Source organism: Amycolatopsis coloradensis (assembly GCF_037997115.1).
In the GTDB taxonomy this organism is placed as follows: domain Bacteria; phylum Actinomycetota; class Actinomycetes; order Mycobacteriales; family Pseudonocardiaceae; genus Amycolatopsis; species Amycolatopsis coloradensis_A.
Genome location: NZ_CP150484.1, coordinates 2,081,776 through 2,106,991 on the forward strand (window position 1 = coordinate 2,081,776; position 25,216 = coordinate 2,106,991).

The 25,216-nt window shown below is 68.7% G+C and carries 17 protein-coding genes; 6 read left to right on the top strand and 11 right to left on the bottom strand.

Features of this window, described 5'->3' with window-relative positions:
- Positions 1-31: 31 nt before the first annotated feature.
- On the bottom strand, positions 32-976 hold the full coding sequence (locus LCL61_RS09710; RefSeq protein WP_340686534.1) for an o-succinylbenzoate synthase: 945 nt from the start codon (positions 974-976) through the stop codon (positions 32-34).
- 57 nt (positions 977-1,033) lie between these two features.
- Between LCL61_RS09710 and LCL61_RS09715 the strand changes: the two genes are divergently transcribed.
- A complete protein-coding gene (locus LCL61_RS09715) occupies positions 1,034-3,856 on the top strand; it encodes an AfsR/SARP family transcriptional regulator (RefSeq protein ID WP_340686535.1) in 2,823 nt (940 codons plus the stop codon).
- A 115-nt stretch (positions 3,857-3,971) separates the two neighbouring features.
- On the opposite strand, the gene LCL61_RS09720 is transcribed toward LCL61_RS09715, so the two are convergent.
- The 3 genes from LCL61_RS09720 to LCL61_RS09730 form a co-directional block, all read right to left on the bottom strand.
- Positions 3,972-4,787 carry a DUF72 domain-containing protein gene (locus tag LCL61_RS09720; protein WP_340686536.1) on the bottom strand — a complete coding sequence of 272 codons (816 nt, stop codon included), beginning with the start codon at positions 4,785-4,787 and terminating at the stop codon, positions 3,972-3,974.
- Between the two features lie 52 nt (positions 4,788-4,839).
- Complete coding sequence (locus LCL61_RS09725) at positions 4,840-5,595, bottom strand: DUF4253 domain-containing protein (RefSeq protein ID WP_340686537.1); 756 nt, start codon at positions 5,593-5,595, stop codon at positions 4,840-4,842.
- A 468-nt stretch (positions 5,596-6,063) separates the two neighbouring features.
- Entirely contained in the window at positions 6,064-7,710 is a 1,647-nt protein-coding gene (locus LCL61_RS09730) for a DNA repair helicase XPB (RefSeq protein ID WP_340686538.1), read from the bottom strand.
- Between the two features lie 85 nt (positions 7,711-7,795).
- Here LCL61_RS09730 and LCL61_RS09735 point away from each other — a divergent pair, with 85 nt between their 5' ends.
- On the top strand, positions 7,796-8,431 hold the full coding sequence (locus tag LCL61_RS09735) for an LppU/SCO3897 family protein (protein WP_340686539.1): 636 nt from the start codon (positions 7,796-7,798) through the stop codon (positions 8,429-8,431).
- Positions 8,432-8,481: 50 nt separating this feature from the next.
- On the opposite strand, the gene LCL61_RS09740 is transcribed toward LCL61_RS09735, so the two are convergent.
- Positions 8,482-9,441, bottom strand: a complete 960-nt coding sequence (locus LCL61_RS09740; protein WP_340686540.1) for an ABC transporter substrate-binding protein — start codon at positions 9,439-9,441, stop codon at positions 8,482-8,484.
- 193 nt (positions 9,442-9,634) lie between these two features.
- Between LCL61_RS09740 and LCL61_RS09745 the strand changes: the two genes are divergently transcribed.
- Together LCL61_RS09745 and LCL61_RS09750 are read left to right on the top strand one after the other, a co-directional pair.
- Positions 9,635-12,304 carry a sensor histidine kinase gene (locus LCL61_RS09745; protein WP_340686541.1) on the top strand — a complete coding sequence of 890 codons (2,670 nt, stop codon included), beginning with the start codon at positions 9,635-9,637 and terminating at the stop codon, positions 12,302-12,304.
- Positions 12,305-12,425: 121 nt separating this feature from the next.
- Positions 12,426-13,103, top strand: coding sequence for a copper homeostasis protein CutC (locus LCL61_RS09750; RefSeq protein WP_340686542.1), 678 nt, complete (start codon positions 12,426-12,428; stop codon positions 13,101-13,103).
- Between the two features lie 307 nt (positions 13,104-13,410).
- On the opposite strand, the gene LCL61_RS09755 is transcribed toward LCL61_RS09750, so the two are convergent.
- Entirely contained in the window at positions 13,411-14,562 is a 1,152-nt protein-coding gene (locus LCL61_RS09755) for an IS481 family transposase (protein ID WP_340681357.1), read from the bottom strand.
- A gap of 432 nt (positions 14,563-14,994) precedes the next feature.
- Here LCL61_RS09755 and mdlC point away from each other — a divergent pair, with 432 nt between their 5' ends.
- Positions 14,995-16,578 (top strand): benzoylformate decarboxylase, encoded by a 1,584-nt coding sequence (gene mdlC / locus LCL61_RS09760; RefSeq protein WP_340686543.1) that lies wholly within the window; start codon positions 14,995-14,997, stop codon positions 16,576-16,578.
- A gap of 78 nt (positions 16,579-16,656) precedes the next feature.
- Here mdlC and LCL61_RS09765 read toward each other — a convergent pair whose 3' ends face one another.
- From LCL61_RS09765 to LCL61_RS09785, 5 genes are all read right to left on the bottom strand, one after another.
- Complete coding sequence (locus LCL61_RS09765; protein ID WP_340686544.1) at positions 16,657-17,517, bottom strand: ABC transporter ATP-binding protein; 861 nt, start codon at positions 17,515-17,517, stop codon at positions 16,657-16,659.
- 21 nt (positions 17,518-17,538) lie between these two features.
- Positions 17,539-18,372, bottom strand: coding sequence for an ABC transporter permease (locus LCL61_RS09770; protein ID WP_340686545.1), 834 nt, complete (start codon positions 18,370-18,372; stop codon positions 17,539-17,541).
- Entirely contained in the window at positions 18,369-19,139 is a 771-nt protein-coding gene (locus LCL61_RS09775) for an ABC transporter permease (RefSeq protein WP_340686546.1), read from the bottom strand. The genes LCL61_RS09770 and LCL61_RS09775 overlap by 4 nt, the downstream gene beginning before the upstream one ends.
- Before the next feature lie 8 nt (positions 19,140-19,147).
- Positions 19,148-20,095 (bottom strand): ABC transporter substrate-binding protein, encoded by a 948-nt coding sequence (locus tag LCL61_RS09780; RefSeq protein ID WP_340688537.1) that lies wholly within the window; start codon positions 20,093-20,095, stop codon positions 19,148-19,150.
- 307 nt (positions 20,096-20,402) lie between these two features.
- The gene (locus LCL61_RS09785; protein ID WP_340686547.1) at positions 20,403-21,359 is read right to left on the bottom strand and encodes an ABC transporter substrate-binding protein; all 957 of its coding nucleotides are present in this window, start codon (positions 21,357-21,359) and stop codon (positions 20,403-20,405) included.
- Between the two features lie 727 nt (positions 21,360-22,086).
- Here LCL61_RS09785 and LCL61_RS09790 point away from each other — a divergent pair.
- The gene (locus LCL61_RS09790) at positions 22,087-25,203 is read left to right on the top strand and encodes a sensor histidine kinase (protein ID WP_340688538.1); all 3,117 of its coding nucleotides are present in this window, start codon (positions 22,087-22,089) and stop codon (positions 25,201-25,203) included.
- Positions 25,204-25,216 lie beyond the last annotated feature (13 nt).

Below are 25,216 nucleotides of genomic sequence, written 5' to 3' on the forward strand. Positions count from 1 at the left end.
TTCCTTGCAAGTTTCGCAAGGAAGGGGCCTTTCATGGCATCGGGAGGTGGGCGCGGACGCGGGTGAGGCGGGCTTCCCAGGCCGCCCGGACATCCGAGGCGGCGGCGTGGGCAGCGAACAGGTCGGGAGCGGGAGCCTGAAGCGGCACCGGCAGCCGACCGTCCACAGGGGACAGTGAGTCGCCGCAGACGTCTCCCGTCAGCAAGGACATCGTGCCCAGTCCGCAGGCGAAGTCCAAAGTGGGCAGTGCGCCCGCGAGCGCCAGCCCGGCGGCGAGACCGACGCTCGTCTCGACGGCGGACGACACCACGCAGGGCAGCCCGCACGCTTCGGCGACCTCCAGCGCGCGCCGGACCCCGCCCAGCGGCGCGACCTTCAGCACGGCGATGTCGGCCGCTCCCGCCACGGCCACCTTGAGCGGGTCCTCGGCCCGGCGGATGGATTCGTCCGCGGCGATCCGCACGCCGACCCGGCGCCGGACGTCCGCGAGCTCCTCGATCGACGGGCACGGCTGCTCGACGTATTCGAGTCCGCCCGCCGCGCGGTCGAGTTCGCCGATGGCCTTGACCGCGGTGTCCACGTCCCAGGCCATGTTCGCGTCGACGCGGACCGCGCCCCGCGGGCCCAGCGCGGACCGTACCGCCTCCACCCGGGCGCAGTCCTCGGCGAGGCTCACCCGCGGGTCGGCGACCTTCACCTTCGCCGTGCGGCAGCCCGACGCGGACACGAGTTCGTACGCCTTGTCCGGGGACACCACCGGGACGGTCGCGTTCACCTCGACGCTCTCCCGCACCGGCGACGGCCAGCCGCGGGCACTCGCCTCCAGCGCGGACGCCAGCCACGGCGCGCTCTCGACGTCGGAGTAGTCGGAGAACGGGCAGAATTCGCCCCAGCCGGCTTCGCCGCGGATCAGCAGTCCTTCACGGACGGTGATGCCGCGGAACCGCGTGCGCAGGGGGATCGCGTAGACGTCCATCGGCACCGATCATGCCACCGCGGGAATCACGTGCCGTTTGTCCCGGTTCCGGACAGAATGAGCGACGTGGCACTCGACTTTCGCGTGCTGGGGCCCACGGAGGTCACGGCGGACGGGCTGCCGGTGCCCTTGGGCGGCAGCAGGCCGCTCATCGTGCTGGCAGGCCTGTTGCTGCGCGCGAACACGGTGGTGCCGGTCGAGGAACTGGGCCGCTGGCTGTGGCCGGACGACCGGCGGCGGTCCAAAGGAGCACTGCAGACCTACATCCTGCGGGTCCGGCGCGCGCTCGGCGACGACGTCACCATCCGCACCGAACGCGGCGGCTACCTGCTCGAACTCGACGAGAAGCTGCTCGACCTCGCCCGGTTCCGGTCACTCGCCGCGGCCGGAACCGAGGCCGCGCGGAACGGTGACCTGCGCGGCGCCGCGGATCGTTTCGCCGCCGCGCTGGCCGAATGGCGTGGCCCGGCGCTGCAGAACGTCCACTCCGAAGCGCTGCTTCGGGACGAAGCCGACCAGTTGGGTGAAGAGCGGTTGCGCGTGCGCGAGCAGTGGGCCGACGCGCTCATCGCCCTCGGCGATCACGCCACCGCCGTTCCCGAGCTGACCAGGTTGTGCCGCGAGAACCCGCTGCGGGAGCGGTTGCACGAACAGCTGATGATCGCGCTCTACCGCTCCGGCAGGCAGGCCGAGGCGCTGAACGTCTACCGCCGGATCGGTGCGGTACTGGCCGAAGAACTCGGCCTGGACCCCGGTGCGTCGCTGCAGCGGGCGCACCAGGCCATCCTGACCGGCGAAGAGTCCGTCGAGACCACATTGGACTCCGAACTGACGCGGTACCGGCTCGGCGCCGAACCGTTGATCCCGCGGCAGCTCCCCGCCGATCTCCGGGTGTTCTCCGGCCGCCAACGCGACCTCAAGGCGCTGCACGGCCTCGTCCCGGAGGCGCTGGACACCGAACGCTCGACGTCCATCGCGTCGATCGAGGGGATGGGCGGTATCGGCAAGACGACGCTCGCCGTCCATTTCGCGCACGAGGTCGGAGACCGCTTCCCCGGCGGGCAGGTGTACCTCAACCTGCGCGGCTACGGTCCCGGTGAGCCGGTCGAAGCCGCCGCCGCGCTCGAAACCATGCTCGTTTCCGTCGGTGTCCCCGCCGACCGGATCCCCTCCGACGTGGACGGGCGCGCGGCCACCTGGCGTACCTACAGCGCCGGCCGCCGGATGCTGATCCTGCTCGACAACGCGGGGAGCACCGAGCAGATCAGGCCGTTGCTGCCCGGCCCCGGCTGCCTGGTGCTGGTGACCAGCCGATGGCAGTTGCAGGCGCTCGTGGCGACCCACGGCGCGCGGCGCGTCGCGCTGGAGGAACTGCCGGACGAGGACGCGATCGCCCTCCTCGCGTCGACGATCGGGCTGGACCGGGTCGCCGAAGACCCCGAGGCCACCGAACGGTTCGTCCGGTACTGCGGCGGGCTGCCGCTGGCCATCCGGATCCTCGCGGTGCGGGCGGCGCAGTTCCCGGACCTCGGGTTGCGGGAGTTCGTCCGGCTGCTGGAAGCCGAACAGGACCGGCTGGGCTCGTTCGACCTCGCCGACGGCGACGAGACGAACATCCGGGCCGTCTTCTCGTACTCGTACCGCGCGCTCGACGAACGGGCCGCGCGGCTGCTGCGGTTGCTCGGCCTGCCCACCGGCGGCGACTTCAGCGTGCCCGCGGCCGCGGCGGTGGCCGGGGTCGACATCGCCGAAGCGCACGAGGATCTGGCGAAACTCGCGTCCGCGCACCTGATCGCGCGGTCCAGGCCCGGCCGGTACCAGTTCCACGACCTGATCCGCGCGTACGCGGCCGAGCTCTCGGCGAAGATCGACGGGCCCGAAGCGCGGACGGCGGTGCTGGACAGGCTGCTCCACGCGTCCCTCGCTTCGGCGTTGAACGCTTCGAGGCTCCTGCGGCCGGAACGGCATTACCGGCTCGTCGAACCGGAGCGGTTCGACGGCGCCGGGCTGAGGTTCGGGCACTACGAGCAGGCGCTCGACTGGTTCGACGAGGAGGCGGGGAACCTCATCGCCGCGGTGAACGTCGCCTACCGGGAGCGGCGGTACCGGGAGTGCTGGCAGCTGGCGTGGTTGCTGCAGTCGTACTTCATCGTGCGGGCGCGGCTGGAGGACTGGCGTTCGGTGTTCGGCGTGGCGCTCCGCGCCGCCCGCGACCTGGGGGACCGCTCCGGCGAGGCCGCCATCCTCAGCGGGCTCGGCGTGGCCTGCGGGGTCGCCCGCCAATACGACGACAGCATCGCCTACCTGAAGCAGGTCGTCGAACTGCAACGGCAGGTCGGGGACCGGCAAGGTGAGGCGCGGGCCCTCTACAACCTCACGCTGGCCAGCCAAGACCCGGAGACCGGGTGGGAATACGGGACGCGCGCGTTGCGGCTCATCCGGGAGAGCAACGTCGGTGCCGGCATGGAGGCCAGCGCGCTGCAGGCGCTCGGCGACATCTGTACCCAGGCCGGCCGCTTCGAACAGGCACTCGACTTCGCCGATCAGGCCTTGGCGCTGGAGGCGCACGCGCTCCCCGACGAAGCCCGCTTCACCCTGCACACCAAGGGGACCGCCCTGGTCGGGCTCGGCCGCGGCGACGAGGGCATCGCCTGCATGCGGCGCGCCGTCGAGATGTTCTTCGCCCACGGCGAGCTCTACGAGGCGGCCGACGTGCTGGCCCAGCTCGGCGGAATCCATCTGCGGCTCGGTGATCCCTCGTCGGCGCGGGAGTGCTGGCTGCGTTCGGTCCGGGTGCTGACCGAGCTCGCGCATCCCGACGCCGAGGACGTCCGGACGAAGCTGGCCTCGCTCGTGGGCGAAACGGCCAAGGCGGAGTGAGGCACGGGCGTCCGGCGTGCCGACCCCCAGCCGCAGCACGCGAGTACGCCCGTGCCCGCACACGTCACCTAACAGGACACCGCTCACTGCGCGCTGACTGTGCAGCGTGCGCGGGTCAAGCCAGCAGTTTCGCGAGGGTGATCGCGTTCTTCGGCGCCTCGACCTTGACGTCGTTGTCGAAGTAGACGTACGTGTCGCGGTCCCAGCCCTTGATCTTCCGGGCCCACTTCTCCAAGGCCTTGTCGCTGTACCCGCTGACGTACAGTTCCTCGTCGCCGTGCAGGCGGACGTACGCGAACTCGTCGCTCGTCATCTCGTCGACGAACGGGAACTTGCCCGCGGTGTCGGCGACCACGAGTGCGATGCCGTGTTTCCGGAACAGTGCGAGGCTTTTGGGCTCGGCGAAGCTCGGATGCCGTACTTCGACGGCGTGCCGGAGCTTCCGGCGAGGCTTCGGATCGGTGTGCGGCTCGGCCTTCAGCTTGTCGTCGTGCTCGCTCGCGAGTTCGGCGGCGGCGTGGCTGGTGCGCGGCAACAGCTTGAAGAACGCCTCGACGCGCTCGGCGTCGAACGCCAGCCGCGGCGGCAGCTGCCAGAGGATCGGTCCCAGCTTCCGGCCGAGCGCCAGCACGCCGGACGCGAAGAAGTTCGCCAGCGGCGTCTCGACGTCACGCAGTTGCTTCATATGCGTGATGAAGCGGCCACCTTTGACGGCGAAGACGAAGTCCTCCGGTGTCTCCTCGGCCCACGCCCGATACCGCTCGGGACGCTGCAGTGAGTAAAACGAGCCGTTGATCTCGGCCGAGTTCATCCGGGACGACAGGTATTCCAGCTCGCGCCGCTGCACCAGACCACGGGGGTAGAAGTCCCCGCGCCACGGTGGGTAGCGCCAGCCCGAAGTGCCGATCCTCAGCTCCGCGACGTCGATCACCGCCTTCCCGTGCCGCCCAGATTCCCCCTCTCCGGCCGATGCAAACGCCCGCTCACGCCCACGAGAACCGCCAGCGGCGGGTCTGGACCAGGCTGGAGGCGAACTCGCGCAGGTTGCCCGGCTGACCGGCGAACGAGGGCAGGCAGAACGCCCGGTGCTCGGCGGCGACGGTGAGCGCGCGGCCCTGGGTGCGCGGCGGCGCGGCCACCGACAGCTCCAGCGAATCGAAGCCCAGGACCGTGAGCGTCGCGCCGAAACGGTCTTCCCAGCTGCGCAGGACCGCGGACAACTCGTGGACCTGATCGGTCGCCTTGATCATGCCCGTCCAGCCGAGGATCGCCGGGACGTCGGCGGGCCGCTCCGTCTGCACCAGCGCCAGCCGGTGCGGCCCGCGCGCGGCCAGGATCGACCCGGTGTTGCCCGCCTCGGCCAGCGGATCCGCCCGGCGCGCCGGACGACGGGCGAGCCCGGGGAACTTCGCGCCGAACGGACGCAGGCAGGCGCCGTCGCAGCACGAAGTGTCCCACCAGCGGGCCAGCACCTCGGCCGGGTCCACGGAGGAGATCCGGTGATCGGCGGGGGCGAGCCTGCCGCGGTCGTCGATCCAGTCCTCGCCGTTGGCGGCGAAGCGCTGGTCGTGCGGGATCAGCACCGGCCACAGACCGGAGCGGTCGAACTCGGCGACGCAGCCGGTGTAGCGCTCCGGCCTGGCCAACGGCAGATCCGAAACCCAGATCCGGCCGTGCCACCGGCCGGGCGGCAGGGTCTGGACGGGCGGCGTACCCGGACGGAACGGTGCGATCGTCATCGGCTTCCCCTCGAACTGGTGTTCGGTCAACTCTACCCGAACACTAGTTCGAAGCACCGACAGTTTTCGATACCCCGTTTGCGGTATCTCGCGACGAGTGCCTCAGGTGCCCCTGATGTCACAGTGGCCACAGGGCTTGTCCACAGTGGACTTTCCGGGGTGGCGAAGGTGCTGTTGCGAAAGCGGCTTTCGCAACGCGTTCCTCGAAGTTCGCTTCACTGGCGCTCGAAACGCCCCTTGAGCCCCAGCGGCACCCGTGTGTGGCGGTCGACCGCGGAGGCCGTTCCGTGAAGGCCTCCTTACCTACCCTGAAGGTAGTGAAGGAGGCCTTCGCTACCTCCAGAGGAACCACGGCCTACAAGAGAGAGCCCGGCGGTGGCGTGGTGGGCCCGGGTGGTCGTGAGTGGCGATTCGGGTTAGAACCCGAATCGCCACTCACGACCACCCGGACAAGAGCGCGGACTGTCCCTACATGGGGCGCAGCAGGTCGTCCGCGTCCACGATCCGGTACGCGTACCCCTGTTCCGCCAGGAACCGCTGCCGGTGCGCCGCGTACTCCGTGTCGACGGTGTCCCGCGAGACGACCGAGTAGAAATGTGCCTGCCGCCCGTCGCCCTTGGGCCGCAGCAGCCGTCCGAGCCGCTGCGCCTCTTCCTGCCGCGAGCCGAACGTCCCGGAGATCTGGATCGCGACCGACGCCTCCGGCAGGTCGATCGAGAAGTTCGCGACCTTCGAAACGACCAGCGTGCTGATCTCGCCGCGACGGAACGCGTCGAACAGTTCCTCGCGTTCCTTGTTCTTCGTCGCGCCCTGGATCACCGGCGCGTCGAGTTCGTCGCCGATCATCTCCAGCTGGTCGAGGTAGGCCCCGATGACCAGCGTCGGCTCGCCGGGATGCCGGTCGATCAGCGATTTGATCACCTTGGTCTTGGTGTCCGCGGTCGCCGCCAGCTTGTACCGCTCCTCGGCTTCGGCCGTGGCGTACGCGAGCCTCTCGGCGTCGGTCAGCGTCACCCGGACCTCGGTGCATTCCGCCGGCGCGATCCAGCCCTGCGCCTCGATGTCGCGCCACGGGACGTCGTACCGCTTCGGGCCGATCAGGGAGAACACGTCGCCCTCGCGCCCGTCCTCGCGCACCAGGGTCGCGGTGAGTCCCAGCCGCCGCCGCGACTGCAGGTCCGCGGTCATCCGGAACACCGGCGCGGGCAGCAGGTGGACCTCGTCGTAGACCACCAGGCCCCAGTCCCGCGAGTCGAACAGGTCCAGGTGCTTGTACTCGCCCTTGGTCTTGCGCGTGACCACCTGGTACGTCGCGATGGTGACCGGCCGGATCTCCTTCTTCTCCCCGGAGTATTCGCCGATCTCCTCCTCGGTGAGCGAGGTCCGCGCGACCAGCTCCCGCTTCCACTGCCGTCCGGCGACGGTGTTCGTCACCAGGATCAGCGTGGTCGCCTTCGCGTGCGCCATGGCCGCGGCGCCGACCAGCGTCTTGCCCGCGCCGCACGGCAGCACGACGACACCGGACCCGCCGGCCCAGAACGCCTCGGCGGCCTTGCGCTGGTAGTCCCGCAGTTCCCAGTCGACCTCGGCGAGGTCGATCGGGTGCGCCTCGCCGTCGACGTAGCCGGCGAGGTCTTCCGCGGGCCAGCCGACCTTCAGCAGCGCTTGCTTGAGCCGCCCGCGCTCGGAGGGGTGCACGACGACGGTGTCCTCGTCGATCCGCGCGCCCAGCATCGGGCTGATCTTCTTGTGCCGGAGGATCTCCTCCAGCACCGCGCGGTCGATGGTCGACATCACCAGGCCGTGCGCCGGGTGGTTCGCGATCTGCAACCGCCCGAACCGCCCCATCGTGTCCACGATGTCGATGAGCAGCGGCTGGGGGACGGGGAAGCGCGAGTACGTCGTCAGCGCGTCGACGACCTGTTCGGCGTCGTGGCCCGCCGCGCGGGCGTTCCACAACGCCAGTGGCGTGATCCGGTAGGTGTGGACGTGCTCGGGCGCGCGTTCCAGTTCGGCGAACGGCGCGATGGCGATCCGCGCGTCGTCGGCCTGGCTGTTGTCGACCTCGAGGAGCACGGTCTTGTCGGACTGGACGATCAGCGGGCCATCGGTCACATCCTCCTTTATACGTTCCGGCCACACCGGCTCCCGCCGCGGCACTGCTGGTGGAAGGATATGCGGCAGGTGACTGGAGGGGACCTTGACGACTACACCGACCGGCGGGACACCCGAGTACGACCCGTTCAACGCGTCCGCGCCGCTGCCCCCGATGCCGGAGGCGGCACCGCCGACGCCGTTCCCCAAGCCGCCGCCGCTGAGCGTGCTGGCCAAGGCCTCGATCGTGCTGGGCGTCGTCGTCGCGCTGGGCCTCGGAAGCCTGTTCGCCTTCGCTGTCTCGCAGTCGAGCAGGTTCACCAAAATCGAGGCGGGCAAGTGCCTGTACCTGACCGACGAGCCGGGTGGCGATCAGAGCTACACGACGGCCAGCTGCACGTCGAATCGTGCGACCTTCCGTATCGATGAGGTGCGGACGGGCTCGTCGGACTGCCGTAGTGCCGACTACATCCAGTTCGAGCTGTACGGGGGTTCGTCGAGCAAGAGGGCGGAAAAGACGCTCTGCCTCGCGCTGAACGTCGAGAGCGGGGACTGCCTCCGCGACGTCGTGCACGAGACGCGGATCGCGAAGGTCCGCTGCAGCGACATCAGCGCGGAGGCGCGCGCGGTCGTCACGCGGGGATCGTCGGAGTACGCCTGTTCGTCGGAAGACACCGCCCTGCACTACACCGGGCCGCCCGAGCGCACGGTGTGTCTCAGGCCGACCGGCGAAAATATCTAGCAGCCAGGCAAAGCCTGTCCGTTGAGGGTGGCGGCGGGGCGGGCTCCGGGTTAGGGGCGCGCCACCATCGACTGCACGTCGAGCCGCGCGCCGAGCAGGCCGGAGTTGTGCATCAGGTCGGCGACGCGTTGCAGCCGGATGCCGTTGAGGGAGACCGGGTACGTCCCGAGCGAGATCAGCGACGCCGTGGTCCGGTCGATGTCGGAGAACGACGGCAGCGCGTCGCGGACGACGGCCGGGTCGGCCGCCCGCACCTGCGCTTCGCCGAGCACCTTCCGGAACGCCGCGAGCGTGCGGGCGTTGGCCTGGCCGAAGGCTCCCATCGAAACGTAGGACGACATCGGGAAGTCCAGTGTCGCGCCGCGGGCGCCGTCGGCGAGGATGCTCGCCCCCAGCTCCTTCTCGGCCCTGGTGATGTACGGCTCGACCATCCACGCGGCATCGACCTCGCCCGCCTGCAACGCCTGGGGCATCCGGTCGAACGGGTGCTGCTTGAACTGGATCCGGTTCACGTCGACGCCCGCGGTCCCCAGTACCGAGCGGGCCGCCAGCACGCCGACGTCGTCGAGCATGTTCACCGCGATCTTCGGTGACTTCTTGAGCGTCGGCTCGGTGTAGTCGGAGCCGGGGAGTGTGACGAGCGCCATGGTGTTGCGGCCGGCGGTGTACGCCTCGCCCTGCAGCTGGAGCGCGGTCCCGGCCGCGGAGGCGCGGAAGATCGACACGTCGCTCGCGAACGCCAGGTCGATCTCGCCCGCGGCGAGCTTGCCGATCGCCTGGTCGGCGGGAACCTCGACGAGGGTCACGGAAAGGCCGGCCGCGGTGAATTTCCCGTCCGCGACGGCGACCCGCAAGGGTGCCGTGTCGATGGGGTTCCCGACGCCGATGCGCAGTTCCGTCCGTTCGAGTGGCGCGTCGGTGCTTGCGTCACCACGGGAAAACACTCCGCAACCGGCGGTCACCAGCAGTGCCGCTACCAGCGGAATCGCCAAGACGCGCATCTTCGTCACCGCTCACCTACCGAGAGAATGTGCTCCTGCTTCTGGATCGTATGGTCCGCGCCCCATACGATCGCCTGGGGGAGGCGCCCCGATGGCGCGGCTTTCGATCGTTCCCGAACCTTGTTACTCTACAGTAGGTTCGGGCTCTCGTCCCCGGATGTCAGCCATGGGAAAGGGTCCCGTGGTGGGAAAAGGAAACCAGGTGGCCCGTCGCGACAAACGTCCCCGTGGGGGCGACGCGGCGGAACGGCATCCTCGTGTCGGCGGACGCTGGCGGCTGCGGAACTGGCACCTGCGTACCAAACTCTTCGTGGTACTCCTGATTCCCGCCCTCGCGGTGGTCGCCCTCGTCGGGCTCCGGGTCAACTCCGACCTGCGGGACGCGAGGCAGCTGGCCGAGTTCGCCACCCGCGGCCGCGTCGACAGCACCGTCGCCGAGGCCGTGCACCAGCTCCAGCGCGAACGAGACCTCACCGTCCGGTTCGTCGCCGGCGATCGCAAGGGCGACCTTTCCGAACTGACCGAGCAGCGCAAGCGCGTCGACGAGGCCATCGGCACGTTCGACCGGACGCTCGGCGAGAGCAAGAGCAGGCTCGGCGGCAAGACCGCGACCAGCCTGCAGCAGACCAGCGACCGGCTGCGCGTGCTGACCGGGCTCCGCTTTTCCGCGGAACACTCCGCTTTTCCCGCCGACGCGGTGCTCCGCTCCTACAGCGACCTGATCTCCGGTCTGCTCGACATCAGCGATTCCACCGCCGCCGACGTGTCCGACCCGGATCTGGGGAAGCTCCGCCTCGCGGGCAACGCGCTCGCGCGGGTCAAGGACCAGATGTCGGTCAAACGCGCGATCATGGCGGCCGCGCTGGCGCAGGGCGGTCTCAACCGGGACAGGACCCGCGCGCTGCTCGGCGCGGAGGCCGAACTCGCCGCCGCCCGCAACGACTACCGCACGTTCGCGACCCCCGAACAGCAGCGGATGTACGACGACACGGTCATCGGCCTGATCGTCGACATCGGCAACGACATGGTCGAATCGGCGCTCATCCGCGCGGAGAACGATCAGGGGCTCGGCGGGCTGGATCCGAACCAGTGGGACACCTCGGCCACCTATACGGTGAATCTGGCCCACCAGGTGCAGCAGGCGCTGCTCGTCCAGCTTCAGGAACGCACCGACTCCCTCGCGGCGCAGGCGAGGACGTCCGCGATCTGGGACGGCGGCATCGTGCTCGCCGTGCTGGTCATCGCCGGGGTGCTCTCGGTGATCATCGCGCGTTCGCTGCTGCGGCCGCTGCGGATCCTGCGCCGCAGCGCGCTGCATGTCGCCGAACACCAGCTGCCGGCGGCCGTCGAAGGACTGCTGAGCGACCCCGAACCGCAGCCGGAGAACCTGCGGCGGCGGCTGGCCGTCGCTCCGGTGCCGGTGTTCAGCCGCGAGGAACTCGGCCAGGTGGCGCGCGCGTTCGACGCGGTGCACGGCGAGGCCGTCCGGCTCGCCGGGGAACAGGCCATGCTGCGGGAGAACATCAACGCGATGTTCGTGAACCTGTCGCAGCGGAGCCAGGATCTCGTCGAACGGCAGTTGTCCGTGCTGGACCGGATGGAAGCCGACGAACAGGATCCCGACACGCTCGCCGGGCTTTTCGAACTCGACCATCTCGCGACCCGGATGCGCCGCAACAGTGAGAACCTGCTGGTGCTGTCCGGAACCGACGTCGTCCGTGAGGACGGTGGCGCCGTCGTCGCCGACGAGATCATCGGCGCCGCGCTCTCGGAGGTCGAGCACTACCAGCGGATCGAACTCGGCCCGGCGCCGCGGATCGCGGTACGCGGCGAGGCCGTCAACGATCTCGTGCACGTGGTCTCCGAGTTGCTGGAGAACGCGACCCGCTATTCGGATCAGAGCACGATGGTGCAGGTCGAGGGGCACGAGACCGACCGCGGGGAATGGCAGATCGAGATCACCGACCACGGTGCCGGGATGCCGCAGGCGGAGATCGACCGCACCAACGCGCGGCTGGCGAACCCGCCGGACGTCGACGTCGAGGTCTCCCGGCGGATGGGCCTGTTCGTGGTCGCGACGCTGGCGATCCGGCACCGTATCGACGTCCGTCTCCGGTCCGCCGACGGCGGCGGGATCACCGCGGTGGTCGTCGTACCCGCCGAGCTCATCGTCGAAGCGCCCCGGCCCGCCCCGATGCCGGAACCCGTGCCCGTCACCGTCGTCGTCCCGGAGCCGGAACCCGAGCCGCCGCTGGAAGTCCCGCCGCTGCCCGAGCCGGAGGAGAGCGTCGACGAGTCGCGGTTCGCGCCCGTGCTGGACCCCGGCCCGCTGCGGCGCGCTCCCGTCGTCGAGCGCGAGACCCAGCCGGAATGGCCGTCTTCGGACGACGACGCCGTCACCCATCTCGAACTGGATTCGCCGACCGAACGGATGCCCAAGTACCAGAGCGTGCTTTCGCAGTGGTTCGACCACGGCGGCCCGCGCGAAGGGCCTTCGCCCGCGGAACCCGGCCCGCCTTCCTTGCCTTCGTTCGAGCCGGTCAAGAACGCCGTGCCCGAGGAACCCGCGCAGGATCCGGACGAGCCGACCGAACCGACGCTGAAGCCGCTGGAGCCGAAGGAAAAGGAGCCGGAACCGGCTTGGCCGACGCCCGCCGAGCTGGAACAGGAGGACGGGGCGGAGGAGACCTGGCCGGTGCTGCCCGCCGTCGTTCCCGAGGCCCGGTCGCAGGACGACAGGCCGGAGAAGCCGCGAGGGGAGAGGCCGATACTCTCACTTTCCCCCGAAGCGGTCCGTGAACGGATGACCAGCCTGCAAGGCGGATTCCGGCGCGGTCGCCACGCCAGGGGTGACGACAACCCCTCGGATTGAGCGAATGTGCGGAGCTGCGATGTACCCGGAAGGCGACCCTGAGCTTGAACCCGCCTCCGCCGAAGGCTCCGCTATCGCGGCCGCGGGTTCACCGACAGACACTGAGCGAATTGGAAGGTCCATGACCCCGAAAACCGGCCTGCTGGAAGTGATCGCGCTGACCGCGGTGGACGCGGAGCGCGCGCAGGAGGGCGGGGCCGATCGCCTCGAACTGGTCAGCGACATGGCCAGCGACGGTCTCACCCCGTCGGTCGAGACGGTGCGCGACGTGCTCGGCGCCACCGATCTCCCGGTGCGGGTCATGCTGCGCGACAACATGTCCTTCGCCGCCGGTGACCTCGACGGGCTGCGTGCGGACGCGGTGCGCCTGATCGACGCGGGCGCGCGGGAGTTCGTCTTCGGTTTCCTGGACCTGGAAAGCGAAATCGACGTCGAAGCCTGCGAGACCCTGGTCAAGGAGCTCGACGGGCTGCCGTGGACCTTTCACCGCGCCATCGACCGCGCGCGGGATCCGTTGCGCGCCTACGACCAGTTGACCGGCCTCGGCTGCGACACGGTGCTCGCGGCCGGGCATCCGCACGGCGTCGCGCACGGGCTTTCGGTGCTGCAGCGGCTCGCCCGGCGTGAGGACGGGCCTCGGCTGCTGGTCGGCGGCGGCCTGCGGGCGCAGCAGGTGCATCTGCTGCGAGCGGGCGGGGTCGGCGCGTTCCACGTCGGCGGCGCGGTCCGTCCAGGCGGCTGGGAGTCCGATGTGGACGTCGCCGCCGTTCGCGAGTGGGCGGCGCTGGTCAAGGAGTAGGTCCCGAACGCCGGTACCGCGCGGCGCCGTCTCGCTCCGCATGCCGTGAAGGCCTCTTTCCCTGCCCTCAAGGTCAGGGCCCGGCGAAGTCGCCTAAACGCTGGCCGGTGCCGTTCTTGGTGATTCGAGGTGGACCTCCCGAACGGGCCGATGACAGAGGCCCTGAACGGACGGTGTCCACAAGGGACGCCAGAGGACAGATGAATGTCCGTTTGATGCTCATCTGTACGGTTTTGACCGGGGTCGTGAGTGATAAGGACGGTTCTAACCCTCTGTCCTGTTTCAGGACCTCACGGACAGATGTGTTTCAGTACTTGTCGGACAGTTTTGGGTTGGTCAGTGGTTGGTAGCGTATTGCTCTGTTGAGGGTGAGCTGGCGGGCGAGTGTGTCGCCGATCATGATGACGACGCGGTCGCCCTGCCAGAACACGGTGGCGCTCTGGCCGGCCCAGTGTCGGCCTAGCACGATGGAGCAGCCGGAGAAGGCGATGACCCCGGTGCTGGAGACGGGGCGTTGGGTGGTTCCGCTGGGAGCTGTGGAGCCTTCGGGTGGAGTGGCTTTGGGACTGGCGTCGTAGCGTTGCTGCGGGGTCTGGCCGTCGAGGCTCTGGTGTCTTCGGTTGTTGTAGATTGTGCGGTAGTCGTCGAGCAGCTGTTGCAGGGCGGCAAGATTCTCGGCCGGGGGCCGGGCGGCGAGCCATTTCTGCAGAGTCTGATGGACGCGTTCGTTCTTGCCGCAGGTTTGCGGGTGATAGACCGACGAGGCGATCGTGGTGACGCCGTGTTCGGCGAGGTGACGTTCCAGATCGGCCATCCAGCCGCGGTGTTTGCCGGAGAAAGCCAGCCCGTTGTCGGACAACAGTTTCACCGGCGCCCCGTAGCAGGCGATGGCCAGTTGCACTGCGGTCCAGGTGTCAGCACCGTTCTCGCTGACCGCGGCATAGGAGCCGACATCGAGGCGGGAATGGTCATCCAGGATCTGGATGATGCAGACCTTGGTGCCGTCGGCCAGGTAGTGCTCCGTCCCATCGATCTGCCAGCAGCCGTTCGGGTCCGGGTACTGGAACCGGCGCCGCGTGCGGGGCTTCTTGCGTGGCTCGGGTTCGATCTGGCCGCGATCACGCAGGATCCGGTAGATCGACGACTGCGAGGGCGGCGGGAGCATCCCGGCGTCCTCCAGACGCCAGCGAATCGAGATCGGCCCGTTGTCCAGGCCTTCCTCCTCGAGCTCTTTACGGGCCCGCAGCACCGCCTCGGCCACCTCCTCACCCAGCGCGGACGGATGGCTCAGCGGAGCGGTGCTGCGGCAGGCGAACCCGACGGTCCCCTCGCTCCGGAACCGAGCCACATACCGATAGAAGGTGTCACGGGAAACCCCGTGCTCGCGACAGAACCGCGCCACGTTGATCTTCTCGCCCGCAGCCGACCTGACGATCGCGGCGACGAACTCAGGATCCATCGGAAAACCTGCTCTGCCCATCGCCGCATGATCACCACACAAGCCCTGGTCACCACGCCGACAAGCCGGTCAGTGTCCGTGAGGTCCTGAAACATCAACTGTCCGACATGTCCTGAACTCAGACAGACGGTTCTAACCCTCCTTATCGCTCACGACCCCTTCGCAAAATGCTCGAATCGGGCACGGTCACCCCGAAGCGTCCCCTGTGGACAGTCGAGAAGTGTCAGGCCATCGTGAGGGGTCCTCCGCCACCCACTTGGGCAGCGTGAACACGACTCTGCCGGAACCCTGGCCCTCAAGGTAGGCAAGGAGGCCTTCATTCCACTCGCGACCCCGTACCGAGGCCATGAACACGGGGTCAGGTCCAGACCACACACGGTGATACGAGGTTGCATCTTCAACTATCCGGTACCGACCAGATAGCGTGTGGCCATGGCTACCCGCACCGTACGTGACGCGACCAGGGAACTGCTGCGCGATCTGGGCCTGACCACCGTTTTCGGCAATCCCGGTACGACCGAGATCGCCTTCCTGACGGAATGGCCCGACGACTTCACCTACGTGCTCGCGCTCCACGAGGCGTCCGTCGTCGCGATGGCCGACGGGTACGCCCGCGCGAGCAGGCGGGCGGCGCTGGTGAACCTGCATTCCGCCGGCGGGGTCGGCCACGCGCTCGGGCATATCTTCACCGCGTACCGCAACAACGCCCCGCTGATCATCCTGGCGGGCCAGCAGACCAGGTCGCTGCTGCCGGACGATCCGTTCCTCGGCGCCGTCGAGGCGGCGAACTTCCCCAAGCCGTACGTGAAGTGGAGTTGCGAGCCCGCCAGGGCCGAGGACGTCCCGGCGGCGCTGGCGCGGGCGTACCACATCGCGACGCAGGCGCCCATGGGTCCGGTGTTCGTCTCGGTGCCGGTGGACGACTGGGACGTCGAGACCTCGAAGCCGGTCGTCTCCCGGCCGCGGATCCCCGGCTTCGCGCCCGATCCGTCCGCTTTGGACGAACTGGTGTCCGCCTTGGACGCCGCCGAACGCCCGGCGATCGTGGTCGGCCCCGGTATCGACGGGGAAGGCGCCGTGCCGGACGTCGTCGAACTGGCCGAGAAGGTGGGCGCCGGGGTCTGGGCGCCGCCGATGGGAGCGCGCTGCTCGTTCCCCGAGGACCACCCGCAGTTCTTCGGATTCCTGCAGCCGGAACGGAAAGCGCTCGCGAGCGCGCTGACCGAGCACGATCTCGTGGTCGTCATCGGCGCCCCGGCGTTCACCTACCACGTGTACCGGGGCGAGTCGGAAACCGCGCTGCCGGCGCTGTTCCTGGTCAGCGACGACGAGCAGATCCTCGCCAGGGCCGCGGAAGGCACCGGCATCCGCGCGACGCCGAAGCTCGCGATCCGCGCGCTGCTGGATCGCGCCGCGCCGCGGGAAGCGCCGAAACCCCGTACCAGGCTGGAAAAGCCCGCCGCGGTCACGCCGATCACCCCGGCCTTCGCCTACTCCGTGATCTCGGAGGTCCTGCCGGACGACGCGATCGTCGTCGAAGAGACCCCGAGTCACCGCAACGAACTGCACGACCACCTGCCGATCAAGTCCACCGACACCGGTTTCCTCACGGTCGCCAGCGGCACCCTCGGCTACGGCCTCCCCGCCGCCGTCGGTGCCGCGCTGGCCCGACCGGACCGCAAGGTCGTCGCGATCCTCGGCGACGGGTCGAGCATGTACTGCGTCCAGGCACTGTGGACGGCGGCGCAGCACAACCTGCCGGTGACGTTCGTGATCTTCGACAATGCGCAGTACGCCGCCGTGCGCATCCTCGGCGAGGCCGCGGGCGGCGAGAAGGTGCCGGGTGTCGACCTCGGCGGTATCGATTTCCCCGCGCTGGCGAAGAGCCTGGGGCTGCGGACGTCGGTCGTCGAGAAGGCCGAGGACCTCAAGCCGGCGCTGGAGGCCGCGCTGCCGGACGAGCGGCCGCATCTGGTGCACGTCCGCATCGACGCGAACCCGCGCACGCTGTACTGAGCGAGCTGAAGGGCGCTTTCCTCGCGTCACATGCGGGGAAAGCGCCCTTCATCGCGTCAGATGCGGGGAAAGTCCCCTTCAGCTGCTCTTGGCGCGTGCGTCAGAGGCGGAAGCCTCCTGCTGCGCCAGCTCGTACTCGGCCGCGTCGGAAGCCGCGGCGACGGCTTCGGGGGCACCGCCGTGCAGCAGCCGCGCCACCTCACCGCGCAGCGTCACGAACTCCGCGGACTCGCGCGTGGTGATCTGGTCCCGTTCCGCGGGCAGCCCGACCGGCAGGTCCGCGACGATCTTCGCCGGCGACTTCGACAGCACCAGCACCCGGTCCGACAGGTAGACGCTTTCGTCGATGTCGTGCGTGACGACGAGGACCGTGCTCCCGTTCTCGCGCTGAACGCGCCGAGTCAGGTCTTCGAGCTCGAACCGCGTCTGCGCGTCGACCGACGCGAACGGCTCGTCCATCAGCAGCAGGGCGGGACGGCTGGCCAGCGCCCGCGCGATCGACACACGCTGCTGCATACCGCCCGAGAGCTGCCACGGGAACTTCGAGCCGACCCCGGACAGACCGACCGACTCCAGCGCCTCCTGCGCCCGCGTGCGGCGTTCCGAGCGGCTCAAGTCGCGCCACCGCAAGGGGAACTCGACGTTCTTCGCGACCGAGAGCCAGGGGAACAGCGAGCGGCTGTAGTCCTGGAACACGACGGCCAGATCCTCCGGCACCCCGGAGACGTCGTCGCCGTGCAGGCTGACGCGGCCGGACGTCGGCTTGATCAGCCCGGCGATGCAGCGCAGGAGCGTCGACTTGCCGCAGCCCGACGGGCCGACGATGCTCGCGAGCTGTCCCGCTTCGACGGTGAACGACAGGTCGTTGACCGCGACGTGCGCCTTTTCTCCCGCGCCGTACCGGTGGTTGAGCCCGGAGACTTCGAGCATGGTTGACATCTTGCTGACCCTTCGAAAGAACTAGAGACGGCCGTTGCGGGTGGGCTGCCAGCGAAGCACTCTCTGCTCCACCGCGAGGAAGGCCGCGTTGAACCCGAAGCCGAGGAGCCCGAGCAGGACCAGCCACGACCACATGAGCGGGAAGTCGAACGCCTGCTGGGCGTCCATCAGGGACCGGCCGATGCCGTTGTAGGAGCCGACCAGTTCCGAGATCACCATCAGCAGCAAGGAGATGGACAGGCTCAGCCGCAGGCCCGCGAAGATCTTCGGCCCGGCGGCGGGCAGCACGATCGAGCGGACCCAGTACGACCGGGGAGTCCGGAACGACTTCGCGGTGTCGATCTTCACCTGGTCCACCGAACGGACGCCGTCCACGGTGTTGAGCAGCACCGGCCAGATCGCGCCGAAGATGATCGACCCGGTCTGCATCCCCGGCCCGAGTCCGAAAAGGACGATGAACACCGGGATCAGCGCGGGCGGCGGCACCGAGCGGAAGAACGCGAACAGCGGCCCGACGTAGTCCATCCCGTGCTTGGACCGTCCCAAGAGGACACCGAGCGCGACGCCGAGGGCGCCGGCCAGCAGCCAGCCGCCGAGCGTCCGGCCGAGGCTCGGCAGGACGTTGTCGAACACGGTGTCGGTGAGGAACAGCTGGGAGGCCGGACCGGTGAACCACAGTTTCACCGAGGCGGACAGGATCTCGGTCGGTGGCGGGAAGAACGGGCTTTCCGCGAGCCGGGTCGTGAGCTCCCAGATCCCGAGCAGGGCGAAGAACAGCAGCCAGTTGCGGACCAGGATGCCGATGCCCCGGCCCACGCGCCTGCCGACGCGGCTGGTCAGCGTGAGGGTCGTCACGAGACCGCCTCCCGGTCGACCGTGCTCCAGCGGAACGCCCGCCTGCCGATCATCTCGAGCCCGCCGTTGATGAGGAAGCCGAGCGCGCCGACCACCACGGTGCCGGCGAGCACGAGGTCGAACCTGGTGGAACCGGTGCTGGCCTGCATGATGAAGTTGCCGATGCCGAGTTTGGCACCGGCGAGGAACTCGGTACTGACCACCGCGATCAGCGCGATGTTGGCGGACAGCCGTACCCCGGTGAACACGAACGGCGCGGTATGCGGCAGCGCCACCGACGTCAGCGTCCGGAACTTGCCGGTGCCACAAGCCTTCGCGGTCTCCAGCAGGACGGGGTCGATCTCGCCGAGCGCGTAGATCGTGTTGAACATGATGGGCCACAACGACGCGTACACGGCCAGCGTGATCTTCGCTTCGGGCCCGCCGCCGATCAGCAGGAGCACCAGCGGGATCAGCGCGACGGCGGGGATCGGCCGCAGGAACTCGATGACCACCGCGGTCGCGGTGCGCAGGCCGGGGATGCTGCCCAGCAGCAGACCGGCGGGCACGGCGATGGCGACCGCGATCAGCAGGGCGATCGCCCACGCGAGGAACGTGGCGACCAGGTCCCGGATGAACTGGGTCTCGCCGAACTGTTCGAAGATCGTCACGAGGACGACGGACGGCGGGGGGAGGAACTCTTTACGGACCAGGCCGGCCTGGACGATCACTTCCCAGACGAGGAAGAAACCGGCCAGACCGGCCAGGGCACGGAGAAGTCGTGGCACCTTGACCTTTATCCAGCTTGAGGGGCGAGCATCGGAGCGGCGTCGAGCTTGGCCGTGATCACACCGGTCTGCAGCAGCAGATCCGGCACTCGCTGCAGGCGACGGGCGTCCAAGGTGGACCCGAACGTCGGCAGCGTGAGCAGTGAAGCGGTTTCGGCGTCGACCTTGGCGTACTTGACGATCATCGGTTCGATCTTGGAACGGTCGGCCGAATCGCGCACGGCCTTGGCCAGTGCGCGCTGGAACGCGGCCAGCGTCTTGGGGTTCTTGTCCACGAAGGAGCCGAGCGCGCCGAAGCCCGCCAGGGGGAAGTCCTGGGTGGCGCCGGTCGAGATGTCGACGACCGGGGTCGCGCCGACGACCTTGGAGGCCTGGGTCAGGAACGGTTCGGGCAGGTAGCCCGCGTCGACCTGGCCCGAGGAGAGCGCCGCGGCGATGTTCGGCAGCTGCATGGGCACCCACTGGACCTTGCTGGTGTCCACGCCGTGGTCCTTCATCACCGAGACGGTGAGCAGGTGCGAGGCGGTGTTCTTGTCGGTGATCGCGATCTTCTTGCCCGCGAGGTCGTTGATCGTCTTGACCGGCGAGGTCGGCACGGTGACGACCGCGTTGCTCTTGGGGCTGGCCGAAACGGAGTCGGCGACGAGCCGGATGTCGGCCGCGCCCTTGCTCTTCGCGACGAAGAACGGCATGTAGGTGGAGAATGCGATGTCGACCTCGCCACCGATCATCTTGGTCATCGCCTGCTGGCCACTGGGGGCGTCGACCGCTTCGACCTCGAGACCTTCGGCCTTGAAGTAGCCGCCTTCCTGCGCCAGCCGCAGCGGCGCGAGGTCGACGACGGGCAGCAGGGCCACCTTGATCTTCGGCTTCTCGAGCCCGCCTTCGCCGCCGCCCGACGCCTTCGACGTGTCCTCGCCGCCGAGTGCCCCGCAGGCGCCCAACGTGGCCAGCATGAGCGCGCTCAGGGCGACGCCGACGGCACCCCGTCCTCTACGTGCACCGTTCCTGCTCATGGCGTTTCGAAACAAAGCCAGCTCCTCGGAAACAATGAATCACCGTTGGGTTTTTTCATCCGTGTCGTGGCTTCATTCCGCCAGGCACGCGGTCACCTTAGAGATTTGCCCACCTGCTCACAATGGGTGTCGTGAGCGGGTGATCATTTTAGGCCATTCGACCGATCGCTTGATCACCCGCTTGGACAACATTACTTTCAGTGATCGAATTCCGCGTGGATGGGCAATTCGGAGTAACCGCGAGTCATCAACTCGTGGCCTGTGCCGCGATCATCGGGCCGACGTCGATCTTGCTCTGGATCGCGCCCATCTGCAGCAGCAGGTCCGGGACCCGCTGGATGCGGCGGGGGTCCAGGGTGGACTGGAACGTCAGCAGCGTGGTCAGCGCGGCGGTGTCCTGGTCGATCTTGGCGTACTTGACCAGCAGAGGCTCGATCTTGGAGCGGTCCGCCGCGTCCCGGGTGGCCTTCTGCATGGCGCGCTGGAAGGCGGCCACGGTCTTCGGGTTCTCCGAGACGAACTTGCCGAGCGAGCCGTAGCCCGCGGTCGGGAAGTCCTGGGTGGCGCCGGTGGCCGTGTCCACGACCGGAACGGTGCCCGCCTGCTTCGCGGTCTGGGTGATGAACGGCTCGGTCAGGAAGCCGGCGTCGATGTCACCGTTCTTCAGCGCGGTCCCGACGTTCGGCAGCGGGATCGGCACCCACTGCACCTTGCTGGCGTCGACGCCGTGGTCCTTCATGACCGATTTGGACAGCGTGTCGGACACGGTGTTCGGCGCGGTGATGCCGATCTTCTTGCCGGCCAGGTCACTGACGCTCTTCACCGAAGACGTCGGCAGGGTGACCAGCATCGTGCTCTTCGGGCCCGCGGAGGAGGCGTCCGCCACCAGCTTGATGTCGGCGGTGTTCTTGCTCATCGCGATGAAGAACGGCGTGTAGCTCGCGTACGCGATGTCGACCTCGCCGCCGATCAGCTTGGTCAGCGAGACCTGACCGGTCGCGGCTTCGATGGCCTCGACCTCGAGACCCTCGTTCTTGAAGTAGCCGCCGTCCTGGGCGAGGCGCAGCGGGGCCAGGTCGATGGTCGACATCACGGCGACCTTGATCTTGGACTTCTCGAGGTTGCCCGAGCCGCCGGAGGAGGACGAATCGTCTCCGCCGAGAAGGCCGCAGCCGCTGACCGATACCGAAACCGCGGCCGCCATCGCGAATGCGAGGGCTCCACGCCGACCCAGGCTGACGCTCAAGGCCTTCTTCGAGCTTGCAGAGCCAAGCAAGTGGTGCTCCTGATCAAGGGAGGGACACGTGATGACGTGGCCTGATGTGGAATTCGGAAGTGACTCTTTGTCTCAAGTCAGGGCTCACTGTAGAGAAGACACACTGTGCTCACAATGGGTGGTCATCCCATGATCCCAAGTGGTAACGATCACCCGAACAGGTTGTTTGTCAGAAGTGAACACAACTGGGCGTGTTCGCGCCGGGGACTTGTTGACAACTGAGCGCCCGCGGGTCAAGACCCGTCCGGGGCTTTCTCGGAGGTCTTGACCGAAGGGTTACATCTGGGCCGCCCGTTCGCTACCCTCATGCACCGGTAGTGAGGTGTGGACCACTGATGTAGTGAAAGAGAGTGCCTTGGATGGCCGAACGCTCTGGACCTTTCCCGAGGTGCAAGGCACTCTGTGTTGAACACGGTGAACACGTCCGTGCTTCACTGGTGCGCGCCCGCGCACTGGCGGGTTAGGCCGAACAGACCAATGGCACCGAGCAGGGTTTCGGTCAAGTGCACTTGAGAGATCGCTTCAAAGAAGACTTCCTCATTCGGATGAGTGGATACTCACGCCGTGCGTGTTCCTCCCGGGTGACGGGAGCGTGCGGGTAGTGGTCTCCGACAACCGGCCCAGACAGCAGCAGTACGGCCAGCTCGAGAACGGCATGTCCAAAATGGGCTTTCCCGGCCCGGATGAAGATGATGGTGGTGCGGCGGTGCCGAACGAAGACACCGCGGGGGTGGGAGGGGCCCCTGCGCGGGAAACCGGAGACGGTCCTGGCGGGAAGGCCGGGTCGTTCCTGGGCCTGCGTAACTGGCGTCTGCGATCGAAGCTCGCGGCCGTCCTGATCATTCCGACGCTGACCGCGCTCGCGCTCGGCACGCTCCGCGTGATCGACGACAGCAGCGAAGCGGCCCGGTTCCAGGACACGGCCGACCAGGTCGCGTTCGCCGACAAGATCACCCTCGTGGTGCACGAGCTGCAGAGCGAACGCGCGCTCGCCGTCGCCAAGATCGCCTCCGGTGACCCGTCGCGCCAGAACGGTCTCGACGCGCAGATCGCCAAGGTCGACCGCGCCGTCGACGACCTGCGTGCCTCGGCGAACCAGATCAACCCGGACGATCAGGACACGAGGGACCGCTACGCGCGTGGTCTGCAGCGGCTCGACGCCCTGCGCCCGCTGCGCGGCGCGATGAACACCTCGCTGCTGGGCGACACCCCGATCCTCATCGCCTACTCCGGCATCCTCGACTCGCTGGTCCAGCTCGGCCGCGAGGTGACCACCGCGGTGGCCAACCGCGACGTGCTCCGGCTCGGCGTCACCGTGCAGGCCATCAGTGAGAGCAAGGAGTTCATCGCCCGCGGTGACGCGGCGCTGCTGATCGCCTCCTTCCGCTCCGGCTTCCCCGGCGACCTGTTCGACCAAGCGCGTTCGGCGGTCGCGAGCGGTGACGCCTCGACGGCGGCGTTCCTCAACAACGCCAGCCCCGAACAGCGGCAGCTTTATTCGGACACCTTCTCCGGTCCCGAGGTCGACGACCGCCGCCGGATCACCACGATGGCGTTCTCGCTGCACCAGCAGAACGAGCCGCCGGCGATCGACAACGTCGCCCTCGGCAACGACAGCCGCGTCGCGCTGGACAAGCTGCGCGCGGTCGAGACCAATCTGCTCGGCCAGCTGCGGGCACAGGCCGACGGCCTGGCCACCGACGCGATCAACTCGGCCTGGATCGGCGGCGCGATCGTGCTGCTGGCGCTGCTCGCGGCGCTGTTCCTGATGCTCGTCATCGCCCGCCTGATGCTGCGCCCGCTGCGGGTGCTGCGGAAGACGGCGCTCGACGTGGCCTACACACGACTGCCGGAAACCGTGCAAGCGATCCTCGACGACCCGGACCCGGTCAACGCCTCGAAGCGGTCGGTCGAGCCGGTGCCCGTCACTTCGCGTGACGAAATCGGTGAAGTGGCGCGGTCGTTCGACGTCGTCCACGAACAGGCCGTCAAGATGGCCGCCGAGCAGGCCCTCCTGCGCGAGAACGTCAACGGCATCTTCGTGAACCTGTCCCGCCGGTCGCAGCGGCTGGTGGAACGCCAGCTGGGCGTCATCGACCGGCTCGAGGCCGACGAGCAGGACCCGGACCACTTGGCCAGCCTGTTCGAGCTCGACCACCTCGCCACGCGGCTGCGCCGAAACGGCGAAAGCCTGCTGGTGCTCTCGGGCGCCGGTCTCGCGAAGTCGGTGCCCAAGCCGGTGCCCGCCGCCGACGTCATCGGCGCCGCGGTCTCGGAGATCGAGCAGTACGCCCGGATCGAGATCGGGATCGTCCCCGAGGTCGCCGTCCAGGGCCTGACGATCCACGACCTCGTGCACGTGCTCGCGGAACTGCTGGACAACGCCACCTACTTCTCCGAGCCGGAGACGAAGGTGACCGTCCGCGCGGTGATCACCCGCAAGAAGGCGCTCGCCATCCAGGTCACCGACCACGGTGTCGGCATGACCGAGGAGCGGCTCGCCGAGGTCAACCAGCGGCTCGCCGACCCGCCGGACCTGGACGTCTCGGTGACCCGGCGGATGGGCCTGTACGTGGTCGCGCGCCTGGCGCGCCGCCACGGCATCGAGGTCCGGCTGCGGGAGAACGAGGACATCGAGGGCGGCGTGATCGCGCGGGTCGTCGTGCCCGCCGAGCTGCTCACGCAGATGCGGCCCGGCGTGCGCAACACCCCGCCGCCGGCGAACCGCTCGGAAACGTCGATGCCTTCGATGCCGTCGGTGTCCGAGATGTCGACCTCGCTGCCGAACATCCCCGCTTCGGACCGCGGCCTGGAGATGACCCCGCCGCCGCCGTCGAAGCCCCCGGCTTCGCAACCGGTCGCGCAGCAGGGCGGGCTCGTCCCGCTCGACCAGCCGATCAGCCTCGACGACCTGGTCGCGGGCAAGAACGCGGCCGGGCCGTTCCTCAGCCCCGCGACGCCCGCCGAGGAGACCCCGGCGTGGCCGACGGCCGAAGACATCTCGCCCGCCAACGGCGACGGTGCCTCCAGTGGCACCGAGACGCAGTTCGCGTCGCTGGTGCTGCCGAAGCGGGAACCGAAGTACACCCCTGTCGAGCCGCAGAACAAGCCGGAGGACTCTTCGGACGCCGGCAAGTCGGCGCTCGAAGACGACGTGCCCACCCGGCGGCTGCCGATCTACCAGTCGGTGCTCTCGCGCTGGTTCAGCGAAGGCGACGAGGCCGGGGGTGACAGCCCGACCACCTACACCGAGCCGGTCGAGTCCGACACCGCCGCGCGGACCCGTAACGGTGACGCCGAAGTGGAGGAACCCGCCGTCGGGGACACTGGAGACACTTCCGGAGAGGCATTGCCCACTCGGACACCGCGGAGTGTTCCGCCGGAGACGGTGCTCCAGGACAATGGCTGGCGCAGCGCGTCGGACGACGGCTGGCAGGCGGCGCAGGTCCTGTACGAAGACCGGAACGACGAGATCACCCCGGCGGGCCTGCCCAAACGGGTGCCGAACCAGTACCTCGTCCCCGGCTCGATCGGCGGGAACGAGCCGAAGAAGGAAGACTCGTTCGCCGACAAGACCTCCGGAATGCCGGGAACGGGTGCGATCGCCCGCTCGGCGACGGCGGCGCGGAGTCGGATGGCAAGCTTCCAGAAGGGCTACACGTCGGGACGGCACGCGTTGAAGGAACGCCCGCTCGATGCGCTGGATGACAACGGCGTTCCGGTGACTGGCAGGGGTGCGGGTTCCCCTGCCGATGACAGCAGTAAGGAGTGACAGTGACACGGGC

Coding starts and splice junctions, on each gene's coding strand:
- LCL61_RS09715 (WP_340686535.1), top strand. CDS start 1,034: ATGAGCGACGTGGCACTCGACTTTCGCGTGCTGGGGCCCACGGAGGTC.
- LCL61_RS09750 (WP_340686542.1), top strand. CDS start 12,426: ATGACCCCGAAAACCGGCCTGCTGGAAGTGATCGCGCTGACCGCGGTG.
- LCL61_RS09785 (WP_340686547.1), bottom strand. CDS start 21,359: ATGGCGGCCGCGGTTTCGGTATCGGTCAGCGGCTGCGGCCTTCTCGGC.
- LCL61_RS09710 (WP_340686534.1), bottom strand. CDS start 976: ATGGACGTCTACGCGATCCCCCTGCGCACGCGGTTCCGCGGCATCACC.
- LCL61_RS09765 (WP_340686544.1), bottom strand. CDS start 17,517: ATGTCAACCATGCTCGAAGTCTCCGGGCTCAACCACCGGTACGGCGCG.
- LCL61_RS09725 (WP_340686537.1), bottom strand. CDS start 5,595: ATGACGATCGCACCGTTCCGTCCGGGTACGCCGCCCGTCCAGACCCTG.
- LCL61_RS09755 (WP_340681357.1), bottom strand. CDS start 14,562: ATGGATCCTGAGTTCGTCGCCGCGATCGTCAGGTCGGCTGCGGGCGAG.
- mdlC (WP_340686543.1), top strand. CDS start 14,995: ATGGCTACCCGCACCGTACGTGACGCGACCAGGGAACTGCTGCGCGAT.
- LCL61_RS09790 (WP_340688538.1), top strand. CDS start 22,087: ATGTCCAAAATGGGCTTTCCCGGCCCGGATGAAGATGATGGTGGTGCG.
- LCL61_RS09780 (WP_340688537.1), bottom strand. CDS start 20,095: ATGCTGGCCACGTTGGGCGCCTGCGGGGCACTCGGCGGCGAGGACACG.